Origin of the sequence: Marinobacterium maritimum, from assembly GCF_039523155.1 — a bacterium.
GTDB classification, from domain to species: Bacteria; Pseudomonadota; Gammaproteobacteria; order Pseudomonadales; family Balneatricaceae; genus Marinobacterium; species Marinobacterium maritimum.
In genome coordinates this window covers 197,712-216,807 of the sequence record NZ_BAAAET010000003.1, presented here as the reverse complement: position 1 = coordinate 216,807, position 19,096 = coordinate 197,712, and the positions used below count along the sequence as shown (strand labels likewise).

Annotated in this window: 19 protein-coding genes and 1 tRNA gene; 9 read left to right on the top strand and 11 right to left on the bottom strand. The window is 54.3% G+C overall.

Annotated features, from left to right (window positions below; genetic code table 11):
* Positions 1–279: 279 nt before the first annotated feature.
* From ABD013_RS12010 to ABD013_RS11970, 9 genes are all read right to left on the bottom strand, one after another.
* Positions 280–498, bottom strand: a complete 219-nt coding sequence (locus ABD013_RS12010) for a hypothetical protein (protein ID WP_343806184.1) — start codon at positions 496–498, stop codon at positions 280–282.
* Positions 491–937 carry a DUF2787 family protein gene (locus tag ABD013_RS12005; protein ID WP_343806182.1) on the bottom strand — a complete coding sequence of 149 codons (447 nt, stop codon included), beginning with the start codon at positions 935–937 and terminating at the stop codon, positions 491–493. Before ABD013_RS12005 ends, ABD013_RS12010 begins: the two co-directional genes overlap by 8 nt.
* Before the next feature lie 66 nt (positions 938–1,003).
* Entirely contained in the window at positions 1,004–1,477 is a 474-nt protein-coding gene (locus ABD013_RS12000; protein WP_343806180.1) for a hypothetical protein, read from the bottom strand.
* Positions 1,478–1,491: 14 nt separating this feature from the next.
* Entirely contained in the window at positions 1,492–1,812 is a 321-nt protein-coding gene (locus tag ABD013_RS11995) for a YkvA family protein (protein ID WP_343806178.1), read from the bottom strand.
* A complete protein-coding gene (locus tag ABD013_RS11990) occupies positions 1,805–2,164 on the bottom strand; it encodes a hypothetical protein (protein WP_343806176.1) in 360 nt (119 codons plus the stop codon). The genes ABD013_RS11995 and ABD013_RS11990 overlap by 8 nt, the downstream gene beginning before the upstream one ends.
* A 97-nt stretch (positions 2,165–2,261) precedes the next feature.
* Positions 2,262–2,504, bottom strand: coding sequence for a hypothetical protein (locus tag ABD013_RS11985; RefSeq protein WP_343806174.1), 243 nt, complete (start codon positions 2,502–2,504; stop codon positions 2,262–2,264).
* Between the two features lie 17 nt (positions 2,505–2,521).
* Positions 2,522–3,253, bottom strand: coding sequence for a hypothetical protein (locus ABD013_RS11980; protein ID WP_343806172.1), 732 nt, complete (start codon positions 3,251–3,253; stop codon positions 2,522–2,524).
* A gap of 21 nt (positions 3,254–3,274) precedes the next feature.
* Positions 3,275–4,162 (bottom strand): helix-turn-helix transcriptional regulator, encoded by an 888-nt coding sequence (locus ABD013_RS11975; RefSeq protein ID WP_343806170.1) that lies wholly within the window; start codon positions 4,160–4,162, stop codon positions 3,275–3,277.
* 244 nt (positions 4,163–4,406) lie between these two features.
* Entirely contained in the window at positions 4,407–5,585 is a 1,179-nt protein-coding gene (locus ABD013_RS11970; protein WP_343806168.1) for a tyrosine-type recombinase/integrase, read from the bottom strand.
* Between the two features lie 462 nt (positions 5,586–6,047).
* On the opposite strand from ABD013_RS11970, the gene ABD013_RS11965 reads away from it, so the two are divergent.
* The 3 genes from ABD013_RS11965 to ABD013_RS11955 all read left to right on the top strand — a co-directional run bounded on the left by ABD013_RS11965 (position 6,048) and on the right by ABD013_RS11955 (position 9,033).
* A complete protein-coding gene (locus ABD013_RS11965) occupies positions 6,048–6,614 on the top strand; it encodes a hypothetical protein (protein ID WP_343806166.1) in 567 nt (188 codons plus the stop codon).
* Between the two features lie 96 nt (positions 6,615–6,710).
* Positions 6,711–7,418, top strand: coding sequence for a DUF3800 domain-containing protein (locus ABD013_RS11960; RefSeq protein WP_343806164.1), 708 nt, complete (start codon positions 6,711–6,713; stop codon positions 7,416–7,418).
* 112 nt (positions 7,419–7,530) lie between these two features.
* Entirely contained in the window at positions 7,531–9,033 is a 1,503-nt protein-coding gene (locus ABD013_RS11955; RefSeq protein WP_343806162.1) for an AAA family ATPase, read from the top strand.
* Between the two features lie 368 nt (positions 9,034–9,401).
* On the opposite strand, the gene ABD013_RS11950 is transcribed toward ABD013_RS11955, so the two are convergent.
* Positions 9,402–9,488: transfer RNA gene (locus ABD013_RS11950), tRNA-Leu, on the bottom strand.
* A gap of 148 nt (positions 9,489–9,636) precedes the next feature.
* Here ABD013_RS11950 and queA point away from each other — a divergent pair.
* The 6 genes from queA to rnr all read left to right on the top strand — a co-directional run bounded on the left by queA (position 9,637) and on the right by rnr (position 17,632).
* Complete coding sequence (gene queA, locus ABD013_RS11945; RefSeq protein ID WP_343806160.1) at positions 9,637–10,689, top strand: tRNA preQ1(34) S-adenosylmethionine ribosyltransferase-isomerase QueA; 1,053 nt, start codon at positions 9,637–9,639, stop codon at positions 10,687–10,689.
* Between the two features lie 14 nt (positions 10,690–10,703).
* Positions 10,704–11,822 (top strand): tRNA guanosine(34) transglycosylase Tgt, encoded by a 1,119-nt coding sequence (gene tgt, locus ABD013_RS11940; protein ID WP_343806159.1) that lies wholly within the window; start codon positions 10,704–10,706, stop codon positions 11,820–11,822.
* Positions 11,823–11,860: 38 nt separating this feature from the next.
* Entirely contained in the window at positions 11,861–12,193 is a 333-nt protein-coding gene (gene yajC, locus ABD013_RS11935; protein ID WP_343806157.1) for a preprotein translocase subunit YajC, read from the top strand.
* Positions 12,194–12,262: 69 nt separating this feature from the next.
* Positions 12,263–14,116, top strand: a complete 1,854-nt coding sequence (gene secD, locus ABD013_RS11930; protein WP_343806155.1) for a protein translocase subunit SecD — start codon at positions 12,263–12,265, stop codon at positions 14,114–14,116.
* 10 nt (positions 14,117–14,126) lie between these two features.
* Positions 14,127–15,053 carry a protein translocase subunit SecF gene (gene secF, locus ABD013_RS11925; protein WP_343806153.1) on the top strand — a complete coding sequence of 309 codons (927 nt, stop codon included), beginning with the start codon at positions 14,127–14,129 and terminating at the stop codon, positions 15,051–15,053.
* Positions 15,054–15,166: 113 nt separating this feature from the next.
* On the top strand, positions 15,167–17,632 hold the full coding sequence (rnr, locus tag ABD013_RS11920) for a ribonuclease R (RefSeq protein WP_343806152.1): 2,466 nt from the start codon (positions 15,167–15,169) through the stop codon (positions 17,630–17,632).
* 122 nt (positions 17,633–17,754) lie between these two features.
* Here rnr and ABD013_RS11915 read toward each other — a convergent pair whose 3' ends face one another.
* Entirely contained in the window at positions 17,755–19,092 is a 1,338-nt protein-coding gene (locus ABD013_RS11915; RefSeq protein WP_343806150.1) for a VTT domain-containing protein, read from the bottom strand.
* Positions 19,093–19,096: the final 4 nt, after the last annotated feature.

Here is a 19,096-nt window from a genome sequence, read left to right as displayed (position 1 = left end):
CCGTCTATCTGACTTGACTTAAACCCCTTGCAGCATATGGGAAATTGCATCGTTTCCCTCAGTCAGTTTCCCTTAATAAATACATCTGGAACTGACTACTGCGAATGCCGACTGAACTCTGGTGGCCGATCATCGAACCCAGAGAATTAGAAATAAGTCTGATTAAAAACAACAATATAGCGAAATGTCTCATAAGGCTTTGCGCCGCTTAGCGCGGCGCGGAAGAAAAAAGAAGAAGGGGAGCGGGCTAGCGCCCGCTCCGGTTCATTAGCTGGCTTCTTACGCGTTCGCGTACGCCTCCCGCTCCTGCTCGAACTCCATCGCTCCTGTGATACACCCCATCAGCAATGAAAGCCCGAAGGTGGCTCTGGGTGTCAGATCCAGTCGTCCGGTGTCGTCACCACTTTGCAGCTCCTTCAGGGCGAACAAGGCGTTCAACACGTTGATGTAAGTATCCACAGCCGTCTCAGCAATCAGTGGGTTGTGGCGCTTATTCATCGGCCTTCTCCACACTGACCTCGACGGTGAATACGCCCAGTTGATAGTACGCAACGAAGTTGTCCTGGAAGGTGGTGAAGAAGTCCACAGCCGCTCGCAGTGGCACCGGGCGGCAGAAGCGCACCTCGCAGCAGTCGGCATGGATATCGAAGTCGATCTCCTTGGCCAGCTCGATATCCCAACCCGCTCCGACATACGAGAAGTCAGTCAGGTAATCAAACCGGAAACCATCGCCCGAGCGAGACAGGCGGATCTCCACCGGATGGTAGCCACCCCGTTTAGCGGAGTAGTCTGGGTCACGGAAGTTGAAGGTGATCGCAGAAGCCTCATGAAGGGGCTTCAGCCCGGAGGCATGCCTGGTCAGTTCATCATTCAGAATCTGGATCAAAACGTTGGAGACAGGCAGCACAAGGCCATCCGTCAGTATTGGCAGTGACATAGCGGTGTCCTTAATTCAGGTGTGTAGAGGGTGGTGCGCTACCAGTGAGCAGTATGCACGGGACAATTACTTGGTGCGCTTGAGCAGGGCAGCTGATTGGGCGTCGAAGTCCTCTACCAGCTGATGCAGAAACAGGTTCTTCTCGGCAGGCTGGATCAGCTTAATCTCGGGCGAGCGCAGGATTGCCGCCAAGAAGGAGGCGTTATTGGCTGACTTGCCCTTCATGCAGCTCTTGAGGACCAAGGACTTGAATGGATGACCGGCTTGCGTCTGCAACTGCTCGACCAATGCATCCAGCGGTATCCATTCCCGGGAATGGAGGCCGCCACTGTCGTTACCGTCAATGCGCAAGTAGTTCCTGTTTTCTTCGGTATGTCGGGCCAGTTGGAAGTACACCTTACCGGTTGCCTTCGGGTTCAGCTTGTCAGCGACACCGCGTTCAATGATCAATTTAAACAGCTCGTCCTTGATGGCGTTCTCCCCTTTGAGAGGAGCCTTTTCAGCGCTGGCAGGCGCAGCGATAGACTTTGGCTGGGACATAATAAATTCCTCGGTTACAGGTCGTTCACGAACGATTGGGCTTGGGATTCATGGTGTGGATGGATCTGGCCGGAGATGACGCTCAGTGCCGCCACGATCACGGCCAGGTCATCCAGCAGACCGACGAAGGGAGATAGGTCCGGTATCGCATCCAGTGGGTCGATCAGGTAAAGCAGGGCTGCAATCACGACCGCTTTCACGTAGGTCGGTACATCGGCATCCAACAGCAGGACGTACAGCAGCACCGCCTTGTGCAGCAGTTCTTTCATGCCCCGGATGGACTTGAGCTTATCGAGTAGGCTGTTCACGGGCAGATCGCGTTGTGGATTACTCATCGGTTAACTCCTGTGCAATCGGACACTGGTTATGCACAAGCAGGTAGATGCCTGCGCCTTCATCGGAAAAGATGCCAAGGGCCAGCAGGTAATCACCGGTGATGGGCACAACGAACTCGGGATAATCCAGCACGAACTGGATCTGCCGCTGAACGTTGTCCAATGCCTGTTCCAGTTGCTCAGGCCCGTCCTCCGGCTCCAGCAGGATCAACAGGGTGGGAATGTCCTCCCAGTATTGGCGGGCCTGATCTTCGGATGGGAATCCCTCCAGCAGATGATGTTTCAAATCCGTGAAGGTTTCGGCAGGGACGGGGAGTGTGCTGGCGCAGGGCCAGTTCAGGGTGACGAACATGGTGGATGCTCCATAACGAAAAAAGGCCCTATCCGCGAACGGATAGAGCCTTGATTTTGTAAGACAGTGTATTTGTTCGATTTAAGAGGTAATGGTATTAAAAAATGCCGTCTTCCGGCTTTATTATCCACTCCCCATGTTCATTCTGAACTCCTCGCTGTCCTACGAAGAAAACTTTGATTTTACCAAAAACATTCGGCTCTTCAGTTTGGATGACATGTCCGTTTTTATCAAACTTTGCTTCTTTTGATGGGAATGCGAAAGCTATTATTAGAATGGCAATAATTGCTATTATAAATGTCTTTAGGTAACTATTAAGTGAATTTTTCTTGGCTTCCATTTCTAGCCCTTTTTTATTTATAGCTGTATCGATCCGAGAGTGCAAAGTGAAACCAAATCACTAACAGTGTTCGAAATGCCCTCTACAATTGATTCTAAGGATAAGGCGATTCCGCCGGGGATGTTGGTGAGAGTGTCAATCGGATTTAAAATGGTTCCAACTAACATTCCAAGTAGTCCATAGAATATTCCTAATGCCACTTCGATAAAATCAATTAAAATACCGATGATAGCGTCGAAGTATTGAGTGGTTTGATTTTTGGACCCTCGTTCCCATTGATAGCCAATGTAACTCATCTCTTTAGTAATAAAGTTTGCAACACTAGCTATCATATATGTTGCATGACTCACGCCATCCCATGTAAATAGAGTGAGATTTCCACCACCGTGATGATCGTAGGTTATAAAATGATATCCATTGGCGTAGGTCCCCATCATATAGGCCCGTTCTAGGTTTGCGTCGCCCCAGTTCAGCCAAGGTCTCTCAGTTTCCCACGGTTTATCCGTGGAACGATCCAGATAATCATGTTCGACTGTATTGATCCAGATGGTGTTTAAACCGTCACGCCCACCTGATTGTTGTTGCACAATGTGCTGCGATTCACATGTGACTCGAGTAGAACTGAACATTTCTACAGGATGTCGTATTGAGCAATAGCCTTTCCCGATGCTCTTTGTAAATGCGTGAGCTGGCCCTGATAAAAATAGCATCAAAAAAGACAATGTTAGGAGGTAATTAATCCGACTCATTTCTATATCCTTATGCTTGGATTATCTGCTAATCTGATCTAAAGCTTGAGATAGATCGTTAATAACTTTTTCTTTAACTGAATTTGGTGATAATACCTCCAGGTGAGGAACCCAATATTTCACAAGCGGGGTTATTTGTGTTGGGTGATTTATCTTTGATGATAATAGTAGTCCGCCATTGTCGAATTGGTGGATTACTTTTTGATCCGGCAATAGCGATCGCCTTTGGAAATAGTTGGAAATATCTGGAGAGGCTTTCAGAATAACTTCAGTAGAGTCGCTTCCGTACCAAATGCTAGAGCAATTTTGTATCGTTTCATCGATGTCTTTATTAAGACTGAAACAATCAGGTTTTATAGAAATGCTTGATATTCCAGAAATTACGAAAGACTTCAGGCGATCATCATGTGTCCCTGCCAGATACCAGACCCCTTTATAATTAACCAAACGATAAGGGTGTACGGAGTCGTAGTTCTTCCCCTTGTATAAGAAGGTTATCATTCTATATTGGCGAATGCTTTCTTCCAGGATTTTGAATTCGCTTGCAAAAAGCTTAGCGTTTTCAAAGGACATACCTTTTACTAGATAAGGTGCCCGTTGTGACTGATCAAGCAAAGTTGATATGAGTTTGTCATCCAAGAATGGAAACATTCCCTCGATATCCAGTGTTCGAGCAAAATGGCGAAGATCTTTATTGCTACGCTTGCCTAAGGATGTTTCCAGAAGCCAGTAAATCTTTCCTTTACGCTCTAGCGGTAGATAGGCGAGACGCTGGTTCAGATCCCGTTGGATAGTCCGGGAGGAGACATTGAATTCCGCGGCTAGAGCATCAATATGTATGCGCTCACCAGCGTTTAGCTTGGTGAGGATCAGCCCTAGCCTTTGGGCGAGTTTGTCATGCTTGATCAAAATATATGCCGTCCCTGGACCACGATTATTTTTTATACATTCTCCAGAATGTCGTGGACAGGGTGTGTCCACTAAGTTGATTTTCGCTTTTTTGTATCCAAAAAGCAGCAATTACTGGTGTGTCAGACAAGATGTCTGCGGAGGGAGGTGCGGGGGGATCAGTTTTGCGACATATCCTGTCGTTAATGATGATTTGGCCCTACCCGCGAACGGGTAGAGCCTGATGGTGAAGAGGGCGTTTACATCAACGAACCAACTTGCAGAGCGTATTGCTGGTGTTACGCTGGCGCTCAAGGGTCTGCTTGCTGTACCTAGCCGAGCTCTGTATTGATTGATGCCCAAGCTGGTATTTCACGTCATACAGGGTCATGCCCGCTGACACTAAGCAGCTGGCGACACTGTGCCTGAGGGAGTGGATCACCAGCTCTTCGGGATCGGGCACACCGGCTCTGACCAATATCTTCTGGAAGGCGATCCGGCAGTCCTTCAGTGGCTGTCCCGGCGTGCGCCCTGCGAATAGATAAGGATTACCTGCCACGATCGGAGTCTCCTCGATGATCTCCATCGCCAGATCGGATAGGTACACCTCCCGGCTCTGGCCGTTCTTGGTCATAGGTAGATAGAGGGTCTGACGGGCCTTGTCGATCTGCTCTCGCTTGGCCAATCTGATCTCACTGTTACGACAACCGCTGACCGCCAGCAAAGCAATAAAGCCACCTACGAACGGGTTCTTGTACTGACGGGCTTCATGGATCACCGCCTTTAGCTCTTGCACGTCCAGGAAGCGGGTACGAATGTTGTCCTCCCGCAGCTGCTTGATCTTCATCGCTTCATTCACGTCGATTACATCCATGCGCAGCGCCAGCTGCCCCATCGTCTTCAGCAACCCGATGATGCGGTTACAGGTGGCTGGAGCCAGAGCGGATCGGCGCGAGTTAGGCGAATTCAGGTCCAGCTGAAGCTGGAGTATCTGTGCGGCCTTCAGGTCACGGAACAGCAGGTGACCAAAGCGGGGCTCGATATGGTTGCGGAACCGCTTGATCTCGTGGCCCCAGGATCGGGTGTGCTTCTTCTGATAGGGCAGATAGGTCTGCCAGAAGAACTCCGACAGGGTGGGTTGAAGGCTCTGTTCCTCCTGCTCAGCTTTGGGATCAATCCCTTCGGCCAGCATGCCCCGGTAACGCCGTGCGGCCTTGCGAGCGGTGGCGACGTCGATATCGGGGAAACGCCCCAGCGTGATACTCCGCTTGCGGCTGTTGAAGGTGTAGCGCAACAGGAAGCGCTTACTGCCATTCTTGCCCGACAGGCACTTCAGGCCGGTCAGCTCGGTATCGCTGAACTCCAGCTCGGTACTGCGGGATGATGCAGGGTTGGCGGGTAATGCCCGGATACGGGCATCAGTGAACTTGAATTGCTTGTCCATTGAAAACCTCCGGAAGTGGATATCCGGAGGTTTAATATCTGGTTGAGTGATGTGTTGTTACGGGTAATGGGCGCTGCTAGCGCGGAAGCGGAGCTTTGCGGGAATCGGCCAGTCTTTCCGTGCAACATAGCATCTGTGGACAAACTGCTCTGGATTTCCGAGATTACATACAGTGTATTGAGAACCATGTACCTTGAGTGCTTGTTTCGGCACACGGCTGGGTTCATTTGTGACTGGCAACAGGTGGGAAAATCGTCCACTATCAGAGAACTATGGACTGGCCGTTGCAGGAGAATGTGCACGGCAAAGCAGCAAAACGCGCATGCTCGTTTTCACCGGAAGAGAATGGCTGTGATATCACGACTTATCCTTTCTCTTCTTATGCTTACATCAGCTCTCTCAGTCTTTGGCTGAGGGCAAATATGCGCATGCGCAGTATTATAATGTTATGGATAAATGATAATGGATTGGAAGACTTTCATAGCACAAGTAATAGACTCTCTGGCTTGGCCAGGGGTAGTGATTATTCTCGTCATTTTGCTGCGTGAAAAGGTTGCTGAACTAATTCCGCGACTCAAACGATTCAAACATAAAGACACCGAAATCGAATTTACGGAAGGTATTACTGAGTTAGTCCAAGAGCGGGAAGCTGCCGGGATCGAAGATCAAGAAATACCGAGATCAGACGAATACCAAGACCAGTTCAGTTTCCTGATGAGGCTGGCAGATATATCGCCTCGTTCAGCCGTCCTTGAGTCCTTCCGTGCTGTCGAGTCTGCCGCAGCAAAGAAGGCAGCTCGAATATACCCCGAGATTGAGAGCCGCCACGCGCGAAGCCCTTTGCAGCTACAAAAAATGCTCAAGGGCGAAGTCTTGAGCAAGCAGGAATACTATCAGTTCAACCAGCTACGAAAGTTGCGAAACGAAGCGGCGCATGCTGAGGAATTCGACATTCGAGGAATGCCAATTGAAGCGTATATTGACGTTGCTCTGTCCTTGGCGGCTCGCTTGGAGGCAGATTATCCATAACAATCGCAGGCACAGCGACGGCTTTTTCATTGCGGCTGCGCCTCCATTACAAAGCCGCGCATGCTGCGGGCGTTGGGCCGCAAGGAAATTATCCAGATGAAGCTGATCTTTTTTGATGAAGCAAAGAATGATGATGGCTATCCGCACTACCACATTGGTGGTGTTGGTATAGATGAAGAGCACTTGGCTGAAGTTGAGGCTCGCATCAATGAGGTGGTAGAAGAGGCTTTTGGACACTCCCGCCTCGAAAGCAGCAATGAGCTTCATGCGGCCGAGATTTACCACCGAAAGAAAAATTTTAAAGGTTGGTCTGATTTTGAACAGCGAATAGCGTTGATCGAAAAACTCATGCAAATCCTTTCTATGCCCGAGCTTGAGCTAATCGATATTCAGGTTAACGTAGATAAGCTCTGGAAAAACCAAGTGCCCGACGAAGTCGCGTTCATGTTCTTATGTGAGAGAGCCAATGACCTATGCAAGGCTCAGCGGTGTTTGGGCATGTTGATAGGCGACCGCGAGAGCGATCGAGTGGCAGAGCGTTATGCTGGTAGCTTGTCAGGTTATCGGGCTAGTGGTACGGACTTCGCGTTCGGGCGGGACATTCACAATTTGGTAGATTCGGTTCATTTCACCCACTCCCACCTAAGCCGGTTCTTGCAAATCGCAGATATTTACACATGGCTTCTTCAGTTCCGTAATCGAAATCGTGGTTCCGATAATTTTCGACACCAAGCCATTTTCGATATTTGGGCGAGGGAAGAAATTACTATTTATCCATCAAAGTATAAAGAGTGGCCCAGGTGATATTGAGGCCCAAAAAGTGAATTAAGCCGACCGTTTTTTCGCTAGCGCTCAAAATGGCAGCTTATTCAAGGTGTTATGCATCACGAGAAGTCACCGGAGATTTGAGGGAAAAATGCCAATCACACAGCAACGGTTGATAAGGCTTGATATTGAGCAACTTAAAGTTTTGAAAGATGTAAGTATCTCATTTGTCGACCATCCACTAACTGCAATTTTGGGCCCAAATGGTAGTGGGAAGTCGACGGTACTCCATGCTTTAGCATGTGCTTTCGAACCAAATACGCCTCAAGGAGAGGCGTACAAATTTAGTAGCTTTTTTCTTCCCAGCACAGACGCGCTTTGGGAGGGAAGCAAGATGACCCTGACGCATTCTTATCGCGATGGTCAAGTTGTCCATGACAATAGTACCCAACCTTACTCGAAGGCTAGTGATCGCTGGACACCTAGGTACGCAAAAAGGCCTAAAAGAGATGTGATCTATGTTGGTATTGATAAGTGCGTTCCGATGATTGAGTCAGAAAATCGTCAAGTACGAATCAACTATCAAACGACACAAATTAACGAAGCAATCTTTTTAGACATCCTAAGAAAAGCTTCTTTTGTCCTCGATCGAAACTATACTGCCTTCAATCAGCACAACGCGCAGGGGAAGGAGTTCATAGGTGTAGGTCTTGAAGGGTTTCAATATTCTGCACTCAGCATGAGTGCGGGTGAGCAGAAAGTTTTCTATGTTCTAGAAAAAGTTTTTAAGGCGCCGAACTATTCTCTTATACTTCTTGATGAACTTGATTTATTGTTGCACGAGAAATCATTAAAAAGGCTCGTGAATGTTATAAATGAAAGAGCTAGAGCAAAGAATCTTCAGGTTGTCTTCTCGACTCACCGCGAAAGTTTGGTTGATTTCGAGGGTGAGGTAAATATTCGTCACCTATTTGCCGGGCCACAAAAAACCTATTGTTTCGAACAGACGAAGCCGGACGCGATTGCAAGGCTGACAGGTGCTCAGCCAAAGCCAATTGAAATCTATGTTGAAGATGAGATGGCTTCCGCAATAGTTCGCGTAATTCTGGGGAAATTGAAAGCGAACAAATGGGTTTCTGTTGGAAAATTCGGTGCAGCAATAAACTCTTTCACTATGGCTGGAGGGTTACTCATGAGGGGAGAGGACTGCCAAAATGTGTGTTTCGTATTAGACGGTGACCGCTACCGCAGTGAAGAGGATATAGAAGCCCAGGTCAATCGTGTCGTTACAGGGCATGGGGAGGGTGTTGATGAAATCAGGCAAGCAGCTAAAGCTCTTATTTTGAGCTTTGGTCTTCCTGACGGGCAGCAGCCAGAACGCTATTTTCATGCTTCACTTTGTCAACAGCCTGCGACGAATAACGAGACTCATAATGAAATTGTTGAAGCCGCGCAGGAAGTCGGAGTTGTTGCAAACGACCATCATTACCTAAGTGATATTTTAATCAGACTTGGCATGGATGAACGGGTAGGCCTCTCCCGAATCGCTGATATTTTCTCAAATTCAGCTGAATGGGAGGGCTTTGTGCAGCCAGTGATGGATTGGTTAGTGCCGAGGATAGAAATATTGAGAGAGGTGGAAGGTGGTGCATAACAACGCCATTAATTCCGACGCTCGTACCTCGCGCGGTTTATGGCAAACGTTAATGCCCGCTCCGGGCCAAATAGTGACTTGCTGAGTTACTGTTCTAGACCGGGCTCCGAAGCACTGATGTAGCGTAGTCTGAAGAGAGGGTCGCCTTGTATCGTGACATGCGTCTCAACCTACGATGTTGGATAGCATTACCTTTCAATGGATATCGTTGGATGTCGCGACGCACAGAAACCGCACAGACGGTGGACAGGATATGGACCGGGTGGGGCATTCAGACACAAAAAAAGCGGCCACCTTTCGGTCCCGCTTGCTTGTCAAAGCCTTTGATTTATAGGCTTTTTCTGTGCTTCTTCAAGGGCTTGAAGAAGTGGTACCAGCGGCCGGACTCGAACCGGCACACCCGTTAAGGCGGGGGATTTTGAATCCCCTGTGTCTACCAATTTCACCACGCTGGCACTGTATCGACGGGGGTTCTTGAAAGTGAAGCCCCTGCAGTGAAGGCGCATATTATATTTGTCTCGGCTCGTTCGTCAATCAGGACTGAAAAAAAGCCTGCGCTCAGGTAGAATTCGACCTTTCCAACAGGTTTCCAGTTTGAGTCTCATGCAGGTAAAAGATTTCTACTTCGAGCTGCCGGAGGAGCTGATCGCGCGCTACCCTCTGGAGCAGCGCAGCGCCAGCCGGTTGCTGTGTGTTGACGGCAACACGGGGGAGCGTGCGCATCGCCAGTTTTCCGATCTGCCTTCCTTGCTGCAGCCCGGTGATCTGCTGGTGTTCAATGACACCCGCGTGATTCCGGCGCGGCTGTTCGGCCAGAAGGCCAGCGGCGGCAAGATCGAGATGCTGATTGAGCGGGTCACCTCGGACAGTGAAGCGCTGGCGCATATCCGCTCCAGCCGCTCACCCAAGCCGGGTACGGCGCTGGTGCTGGAAGGCGGGCTGGAAGCCGAGGTCGTCGGCCGTCAGGAGAACCTGTTCCAGGTGCGCTTTACCAATCTGGACGGGCACCTGGTCAGTGCGCTGGAAGAGCACGGCCATATGCCGTTGCCGCCGTACATGAAGCGCGAAGACCAGCTCTCCGACCGCGAACGCTATCAGACCGTGTACAACCGCAAGCCGGGCGCCGTGGCCGCGCCGACGGCGGGGCTGCACTTTGATCAGCCCTTGCTGGAACAGCTCAAGGCGATGGGCGTCGAGCAGGCGTTCGTAACCCTGCATGTGGGCGCCGGTACTTTCCAGCCGGTCAAGGTGGACAATATCCACGAACATCACATGCATGCTGAGTATATCGAAGTGTCGGAAGAGACCTGTGCCGCGGTAAAAGCAGCACAGGCGCGCGGCAATCGCGTCATCGCCGTGGGCACCACCAGCGTGCGTTGCCTGGAAACCGCCAGCCAGTCCGGCGAGATCCTGCCGTTCTACGGCGATACCGATATCTTCATCTATCCCGGCTACCGCTATCGCACGGTGGAAGCGCTGATCACCAACTTCCACCTGCCTGAATCGACCTTGCTGATGTTGGTCAGCGCCTTTTCCGGCTACCGGGCGATCATGGATGCTTACGCCGAAGCCGTGGCCGAACGTTACCGTTTCTTCAGCTACGGCGATGCCATGTTTTTGACCCGTCGCGAGGCGACGGATGAGGAGACCCCGTGAGAAAAGAATGTTTTATGCAGTTTGAAACCATCACCAGCGAAGGCAAGGCGCGTCGCGGCCGTTTGACCTTCCCGCGGGGTGTGGTGGAAACCCCGGCGTTCATGCCGGTGGGCACCTATGGCACCGTCAAGGGCATGCTGCCGCGCGATATCGAAGCGACCGGCGCCCAGATCATCCTCGGCAACACCTTCCACCTGATGCTGCGTCCGGGCACCGAGATCGTGCAGCAGCACGGTGATCTGCATGACTTCATGCAATGGAAAGGGCCGATCCTGACCGATTCCGGCGGCTTCCAGGTATTCAGCCTGGGTAAACTGCGCAAGATCACCGAAGAGGGCGTAACCTTCCAGTCACCGGTCAACGGCGACAAGGTACTGATGACCCCGGAAAGCTCCATGCAGGTGCAGCGTGAGCTGGGCTCCGACATCGTGATGATCTTCGACGAGTGCACGCCTTATCCGGCCTCACACAAGGAAGCGGCTGATTCCATGCGCCTGTCGCTGCGCTGGGCGAAGCGTTCCAAGGATGCCCATGGCGACAGCCCCTCGGCGCTGTTCGGCATCATTCAGGGCGGCATGTACGAAGACCTGCGCGATGAGTCGCTGGAGGGCCTGACTGAGATCGGCTTTGATGGCTATGCCATCGGTGGCCTGTCGGTGGGTGAGCCGAAAGAGGATATGAAGCGCGTGCTGGATCACCTGGCGTGGAAAATGCCGGAAGACAAGCCGCGTTACCTGATGGGCGTGGGCAAGCCGGAAGATCTGGTCGAGGGCGTGCGCCGTGGTGTCGACATGTTTGACTGCGTGATGCCGACGCGTAACGCCCGGAATGGTTTCCTGTTCACCCGAAACGGCATCGTCAAGATCCGTAACTCGGCCAACAAGACCAATACGGCACCGGTGGATGAAACTTGCAGCTGCTATACCTGTCAGAACTTCAGTCGCGCGTATTTGCACCATCTGGACAAGTGCAGAGAGATCCTTGGGGCGCAGCTCAATACCATCCACAACCTGCACTATTATCAGGAGCTGATGGCTGGTTTGCGCAACGCTATTGAACAGGGTAAATTGAGCGACTTTGTAGACGAATTCTATCGTCAGCGCGGGCAGGAAACACCGCCGCTGACGGCATGACACGTACACTATCTACTGTAATCGGGAGTACTACCTGAATGAGCTTTTTCATCTCTCCGGCGCTGGCCGCTGATGCCCCTGCAGCTTCTCCGGATGCGGGTCTGTTCAACATCCTGTTTCTGGTCGGCTTCGGTCTGATTTTCTACTTCTTCATGTGGCGTCCCCAGGCCAAGCGTGCCAAGGAACACAAAAACCTGATTGCAGGCCTGGCCAAGGGTGATGAAGTGATCACCGCTGGCGGCATCATCGGCAAGGTAACCCGCCTGACCGACGATTACGTGGTACTGGAAGTGTCTGAAGGTACCGAGCTCAAGTTCCAGAAAGCCCATGTGGCTGCAGAACTGCCCAAGGGCACGATCAAGGGTATTTGATCCCCTGTAATGAGTGATCCAGCGCCACTGTTCAGGTGGCGCTTTTGTTTTTGGTGAGGATGGAGCACGATGCTCAACCGCTACCCCCTGTGGAAAAACCTGATGATCCTGCTGGTGCTGGCGATTGCCGGTTTCTATGCAGCCCCCAACCTGTATCCCGATGACTATGCCGTGCAGATTTCCGGGACCCGGACTACAAACGTTGATGCCGGCACCCTGACACGGATTGAGTCCGCACTGAAAGCGTCCGGTATTCAAGTGAAGGGTACCGAAATGCAGCAGGAGGGCGTCGCGCTGGTTCGGCTGTCGAGCTCTGATGCTCAGCTGGCGGCTAAGGATGCGATCGCGGATCAGCTGGGTAGCGAGTATGTTGTCGCCTTGAACCTGGCCCCGACGACGCCGGAGTGGCTCAGCGATATCGGCGCCGGGCCGATGAAGCTGGGTCTGGACCTGCGTGGCGGGGTCCACTTCCTGCTGGAGGTGGACATGGCACAGGCCGTCGGCCAGCGCCTCGATGTCTATGTCAGCGAGATCAAGACCAAGCTGCGTGAAGAGAAGCTGCGCTACCGTGTTGTGGATCACCTGGAAGATGGTCGCCTGGCAATCCGCTTTATCGATGCCGATACCCGTGATGCCGCTTCCAGTCTGCTGCTGCGCAGCTATCAGGAATTTCTGGTCGACAGCGACGATGTGGACGGCGAGGCCTGGCTCTACGTCAACCTGACCGAACAGACCATTCGTGACATTGAAGACTATGCGATCAAGCAGAACCTGACCACGCTGCGTAACCGCGTCAACGAGCTGGGCGTGGCCGAACCGCTGGTACAGCGTCAGGGCCGTAATCGCATCGTGGTGCAGTTGCCGGGCGTACAGGATGCTGCTGCCGCCAAGCGTATCATCGGCAAGACCGCCAACCTGGAATTCCGCCTGGAAGCGGGTCCGGATGCCAGCCGCGCCAATACCGAGATTTATGGCTTCCGCGACAACCCGGACCGCAAGGCAACGCTTGAAAAAGACGTGATCATCACCGGCTCCAGCGTATCCAATGCTCAGGCCGCGTTTGACGAAAACGGCATGCCGCAGGTATCGATCACGCTGGATGCCAAGGGCGGCCAGATGATGAGTCGTGTCACCCGCAATGCGATTCAGCGCCGCATGGCGGTGCTGTTCGTCGAGCACAAGCAGCGTACGCTGGTGCAGACCATCGATGGCGAGCGTGTCGAGAAGCGTATTCCCTACACTGAGAAGGGCCTGATCTCTTTGGCCACCATCCAGAGTACGCTGGGTAACTCCTTCCGTATCACCGGCCTGGATAGTGCCCAGGAATCCTCTGAGCTGGCGCTGCTGTTGCGCGCCGGTGCTCTGGCGGCGCCGATCTACTTCGTTGAAGAGCGTACCGTCGGCCCGAGCCTGGGCGCCGAGAACATCGAACTGGGTACCCTGTCAGTCCAGATCGGCTTCGCGCTGGTGCTGGTGTTTATGCTGATCTACTACAGAGTGTTCGGTCTGCTGGCGAACATCGCGTTGACGCTGAACCTGGTGCTGCTGGTGGCGGTGATGTCGCTGCTGTCGGCCACGCTGACCCTGCCGGGTATCGCCGGTATCGTATTGACCGTGGGTATGGCGGTAGATGCCAACGTACTCATATTCGAGCGTATCAAGGAAGAGCTGCGTAACGGACTGCCGGTACAGTCGGCAATTCACTCCGGCTTTGCGCGCGCGTTTACGACGATCCTGGATGCAAACATCACCACGCTGATCGCGGCGGTGATCCTCTTTGCCATGGGGACCGGTCCGGTCAAGGGCTTCGCCGTGACCCTGTCGGTCGGTATCCTGACCTCCATGTTCACCGCGTTGATGGTCACCCGTGCCCTGGTTAACCTGGTGTACGGTGGTCGCACGCTGAAGAAAGTGATGATCTGAGGAAATCCCCATGGCCAAAGAAACGAAAATCTACAACTTCATGGGGATCCGCAAGCTGGCGCTGGCGTTTTCCCTGATTCTGATTCTGGTATCGATCGGCTCACTGGCGGTCAATGGCCTCAAGTTCGGTCTCGACTTCACCGGCGGCAGCCTGGTGGAGATTGGTTATGAACAACAGGCGGATCTGGAGCAGGTGCGTACGCAGCTGCAGGACGCCGGTTTTGCCGATGTCACCGTACAGACCTTCGGTTCGCCGCGGGACGTACTGATCCGCCTGCAGGCCGATCACGATCCCAAACTGGGTGACAAGGTGCTGGGTGCCTTGCAGATCGGAACCGATCAGACACTGGAGCTGCGCCGCAACGAATTCGTCGGCTCTCAGGTGGGTGAAGAACTGCGTGAGCAGGGTGGTCTGGGCATGCTGCTGGCCCTGTTCATGATCATGGTGTACCTGGCGTTCCGCTTCCAGTTCAAGTTCTCGCTGGGCGCAGTCCTGGCACTGGTGCACGATGTGTTGATCGTGCTGGGCTTCTTCTCCCTGTTGCAGGTCGAGTTTGACCTGACCGTACTGGCGGCAGTGCTGGCGGTGATCGGTTACTCGCTCAACGATACCATCGTGGTGTATGACCGTATCCGTGAAAACTTCCGCATCATGCGCAAGGGGGATGCGATCGAGGTGATGAACGCCTCGCTGAGCCAGACCCTGAGCCGGACCTTGATGACCTCCCTTACCACCTTGCTGGTATTGGTGGCGCTGTTCTACTTCGGCGGCGAGATGATCCACGGCTTTGCCATGGCGTTGCTGGTGGGTGTCATCATCGGTACCTACTCGTCGATCTATGTTGCCGCTAACGGGCTGCTGGCGCTCAACGTGACCCGCGAAGATCTGTTACCGCCCCAGAAGGAAGATGGCGAAGAGGCAGAAGAGCTGCCCTGATACTTGTAAAGCCGGCTCTGCCGGCTTTATTTTTTATGGATTACCCGACTATTCTCAATGAATGGTTGATGCTGGCAGCCTGCGAGGCTGTGACAGACAAAATTGGATATTGAATGACTAAGAATTGGCAAGACAAAGATCCCAATGCTCAGCAGGAAGCTGAAAAATATGACCAGCCGGTCCCGAGCCGTGATTTTCTGCTGAACTTCCTTGAAAAATGGGGGGCACCGATCAGCCACCCGCTGCTGTGTCGTGAACTCGGCATCGAAGACGAAGATGGCATCGAAGGTGTTCGCCGCCGTTTGATCGCCATGTGCCGTGACGGCCAGCTGATCTCCAACCGCAAGAGCGAGTATGGCCTGATCCGCAAGATGGACCTGATCCCCGGTCGGGTGATCGGTCATCGCGATGGCTTCGGCTTTCTGCAGCCGGATGCCGGCGGTGATGATCTGTTCCTCAGTCCGCGCAACATGCGCGAAGTGTTTGATGGTGACCGGGTGCTGGTGCAGTCGATCGGTATCGATCACCGAGGCCGTCGCGAAGGCAAGATCGTTGAGGTGCTGGAGCGCTGCACCACCAAGCTGGTGGGCCGCTTCGACGGCAATGCCGGCTTCGGCTCGCTGATCTGCGAGAACCAGCGTATCACCAACCAGGTGATGGTGATCCCGGACCCGACCACAGGCCTTGAATATGAAGATGGCCAGTTGGTTGTGGCCGAGATCCTGCAGCAGCCGACCCGCAAGCAGCCGGCCCGTGCGCGCGTGATCGAGGTGCTGGGTGACCGCATGGCACCGGGCATGGAGATCAAGGTTGCCATCCATAACTACGAGATTCCTGATGAGTTCCCGGGCGAAGTGCATCAGCAGATCGGTGAACTGACGCCGGAGGTGCGCGAAGAGGACAAGCAGAACCGCTTTGACCTGCGCGACCTGCCGTTCGTCACCATCGATGGTGAGGATGCCAAGGACTTCGACGATGCGGTCTACTGCGAGAAGAAGACCTTTGGTGGCTGGCGCCTCTGGGTGGCGATCGCCGATGTGTCCTATTATGTGCAGCCGGACTCGGCGCTGGATCGCGAAGCGGTCAAGCGTGGCAACTCGGTCTATTTCCCCGAGTTCGTTGTGCCGATGCTGCCGGAGCTGCTCTCCAATGGCCTGTGCTCGCTGAACCCCAAGGTGGACCGCCTGGCGATGGTCTGCGAGATGACCGTCAGCCGTGCCGGAAAGCTGTCCGGCTACAAGTTCTACGAGGCGGTGATCAACTCCAAGGCACGCATGACCTACAACAAGGTCGGTGCCATGGTCGATCCGGGTCACGAGGAGCACCAGCACTGGCGTCAGGAATATCGCGAGGTGCTGCCGCATATCGATCAGCTGCACACACTGTACAAGTCGCTGCGCAAGGCGCGTGATGAACGTGGTGCGATCGATTTCGAAACCGTGGAGACCCGTATCATCTTCGATCAGGTGCGCAAGATCGACGAGATCGTGCCGGTGCACCGCAACGATGCCCACAAGATGATCGAGGAGTGCATGCTGATCGCCAACGTGGCTACGGCGCGCTTCCTGGCCAAGTACGGCAAGCCGGCACTCTACCGTATCCACGACGGCCCCAAGGAAGCCAAGCTGGAAAACCTGCGTGCCTTCCTCGGTGAACTGGGACTCAATCTGCCCGGCGGCGACAGCCCCGAACCCAAGGATTACCTGAAACTGGCTGAGGCGATCGAGAACCGCCCGGACCGTCACATCATCCAGACCATGATGCTGAGATCCATGCAGCAGGCGGTGTACAGCCCGGACAACCACGGCCACTTTGGCCTGGCCTACCCGGCGTACACTCACTTCACGTCGCCGATCCGGCGCTACCCGGACCTGCTGGTGCACCGTGCCATTCGCGGTGCCATCCACAGTGATGGCAAGGTCAAGGGCGTGGAGCGGCCGAAGAAGTTCGTGCCAGGTGCTGCGTTCAAATACGACTACAGCCTCGAGCAGATGCTGGCATTGGGCGAGCACTGCTCAATGACCGAGCGTCGTGCCGATGATGCCACCCGTGACGTGGTCGCCTGGCTCAAATGTGAATACATGCAGAGTCAGATCGGTGAGGTCTATCCCGGTGTGGTGGCCGCCGTGACCGGTTTCGGTGTCTTTGTTGAACTGGAAGATCTGTATGTGGAAGGCCTTATCCACATCACGGCACTGCCCAGTGACTACTACCACTTCGAGGCGGCCAAGCAGCGTCTTGTCGGTGACCGTACTCGTCGGGTGTTCAAACTGGGTGATCGCCTGGATGTACAGGTGGTTCGGGTCGATCTGGACGAGCGCAAGATTGATTTCGAGCTCTCCGGGGAGCCGGCCGAGGCCAAACCGAAAAAGCTGACTCAGCGTGAAAAGCTGGCTAAAGGCCAGGTCGAAGATGGGCGTCCGAGCCGCAAGAAGGGGCGCAGCCGCGGAAAAAAGCCTGAAGGGCATCAAGGTGCCCATAAGGAAAAGGACGCGGCCGGCGCGCCCAAGCACAAGCGCAAGAAGGCTCACAAGCCCAAACATCCGCCGCGTGCGCGGCAGAAGAAGCAGAAGGGCTGAGACGGCCCTGGCAAAGGTGTCAGACTTGTCTGACACGCCGTAAACCCATTCTTGGGGCTCGACTGCCGCCGCCCTGGCGGCAGCAGCCGGTCCTGGCACCATCCGCTACGCGCAGATTTACTTCAACCGAAATACAGCAGGGCCGCCTCATCCAGTCTTGCGCCGCTGTACAGCATCGCCGTGCCCAGCAACAAGGCCAGCCAGGCCAAAGGCACTGGTTTGGTTGCCGGGTGACGGTAGAGCCAGAGCCGGTAGCCTGCAGCGATCACCAATCCCTCGGCGCAGCCGGCGATCACGTCCAGCGGCCAGTGCACCCCCAGCATCGGCCGCGACAGTGCCACCAGCAGAATGACCGGTGTTGCCAGCAGGTAGCACAGGTGGCGAATGGCGTGGTGACGGTTGTGTGCCACCCAGGCCACGCTCAGGCCGACCAGTGCGGTGATCGCTGCCGCATGGCCGCTGGGGAAGCTGAAGGTGTCCAGAGCGGCGCCTTCCGGCCGTGGTAATGCAAATGCCAGTTTCAACAGGTAGTTGAGACACAGTGCGAGGCTGACCCCCAGCAGAACCCCCCACCCTTGTCGCTGCTGGTGGCGCCACTGGCCATAGACGGCACTCATCAGAGCCAGAGCTACACAGAGGCCCGGGTCGCCGGGTAGGGTGATCGCCAGAGTCCACAGCGGCAGCTGCTGGCCGAATTGGTGCAGTGGTGCCAACAATTGCTGGTTGAGATAGCTCCCGGTTGGCGTCAGGCTGAGCAGGGCGGTCGCCAGGAAAAGCCCCCCCGCAAACATCAGCATCAAAACCGGTGCCGGTTGCCAGCCCTCGGGCAGGTATTGTCGGCAGTACTGGTAGAGGCTGCTGTCGGGGTGCAGCAGGCGGTGGGTCTGCTGTACTAACAGCAGCACAAAAGCCAATGCGGCGAGGCTCCACAGCAGCGGAATCAGCTCCTCGGGCAGCTGATGCATGCCGTGACCAGTAAGGTAGCCGGGCAGCAGATAGACCGGTGCCCAGGCCAGTGCTGATAGCAGGTTATAGCTCATGAACCGGACTGGTGATAGCCCACAGCTGCCGGCCACGAACGGGATGATCGGGCGAATGGGGCCGACAAAGCGGCCGGTGACGATGCTGAGCCCGCCCCAACGGTGAAAGAAGGCTTCGCTACGTTCGAGCCAGTCTGCATGTCGCTCAATCCAGCTCAGCTGTCGAATGCGTGGGGCAGCGCGCCGGCCGAGCAGGAAACTGATACCGTCACCCAGTACCGCGCCAACAAAGCCGGCCAACAGGCAGGCAACAGGGTCCACGCCATGGCTGCCGGCGGCAAAGGCGAGGCCGAACAGCAATGCGACGCCGGGCAGCAGCAGGCCGACAAAGGCCAGTGATTCCAAGAGTGCAACCAGAGCGATCAGCAGCAGCAGCGATGTGGGTGAAGGGCTGAGGGGTATGAGCAGGCTGTCCAGCACAGTA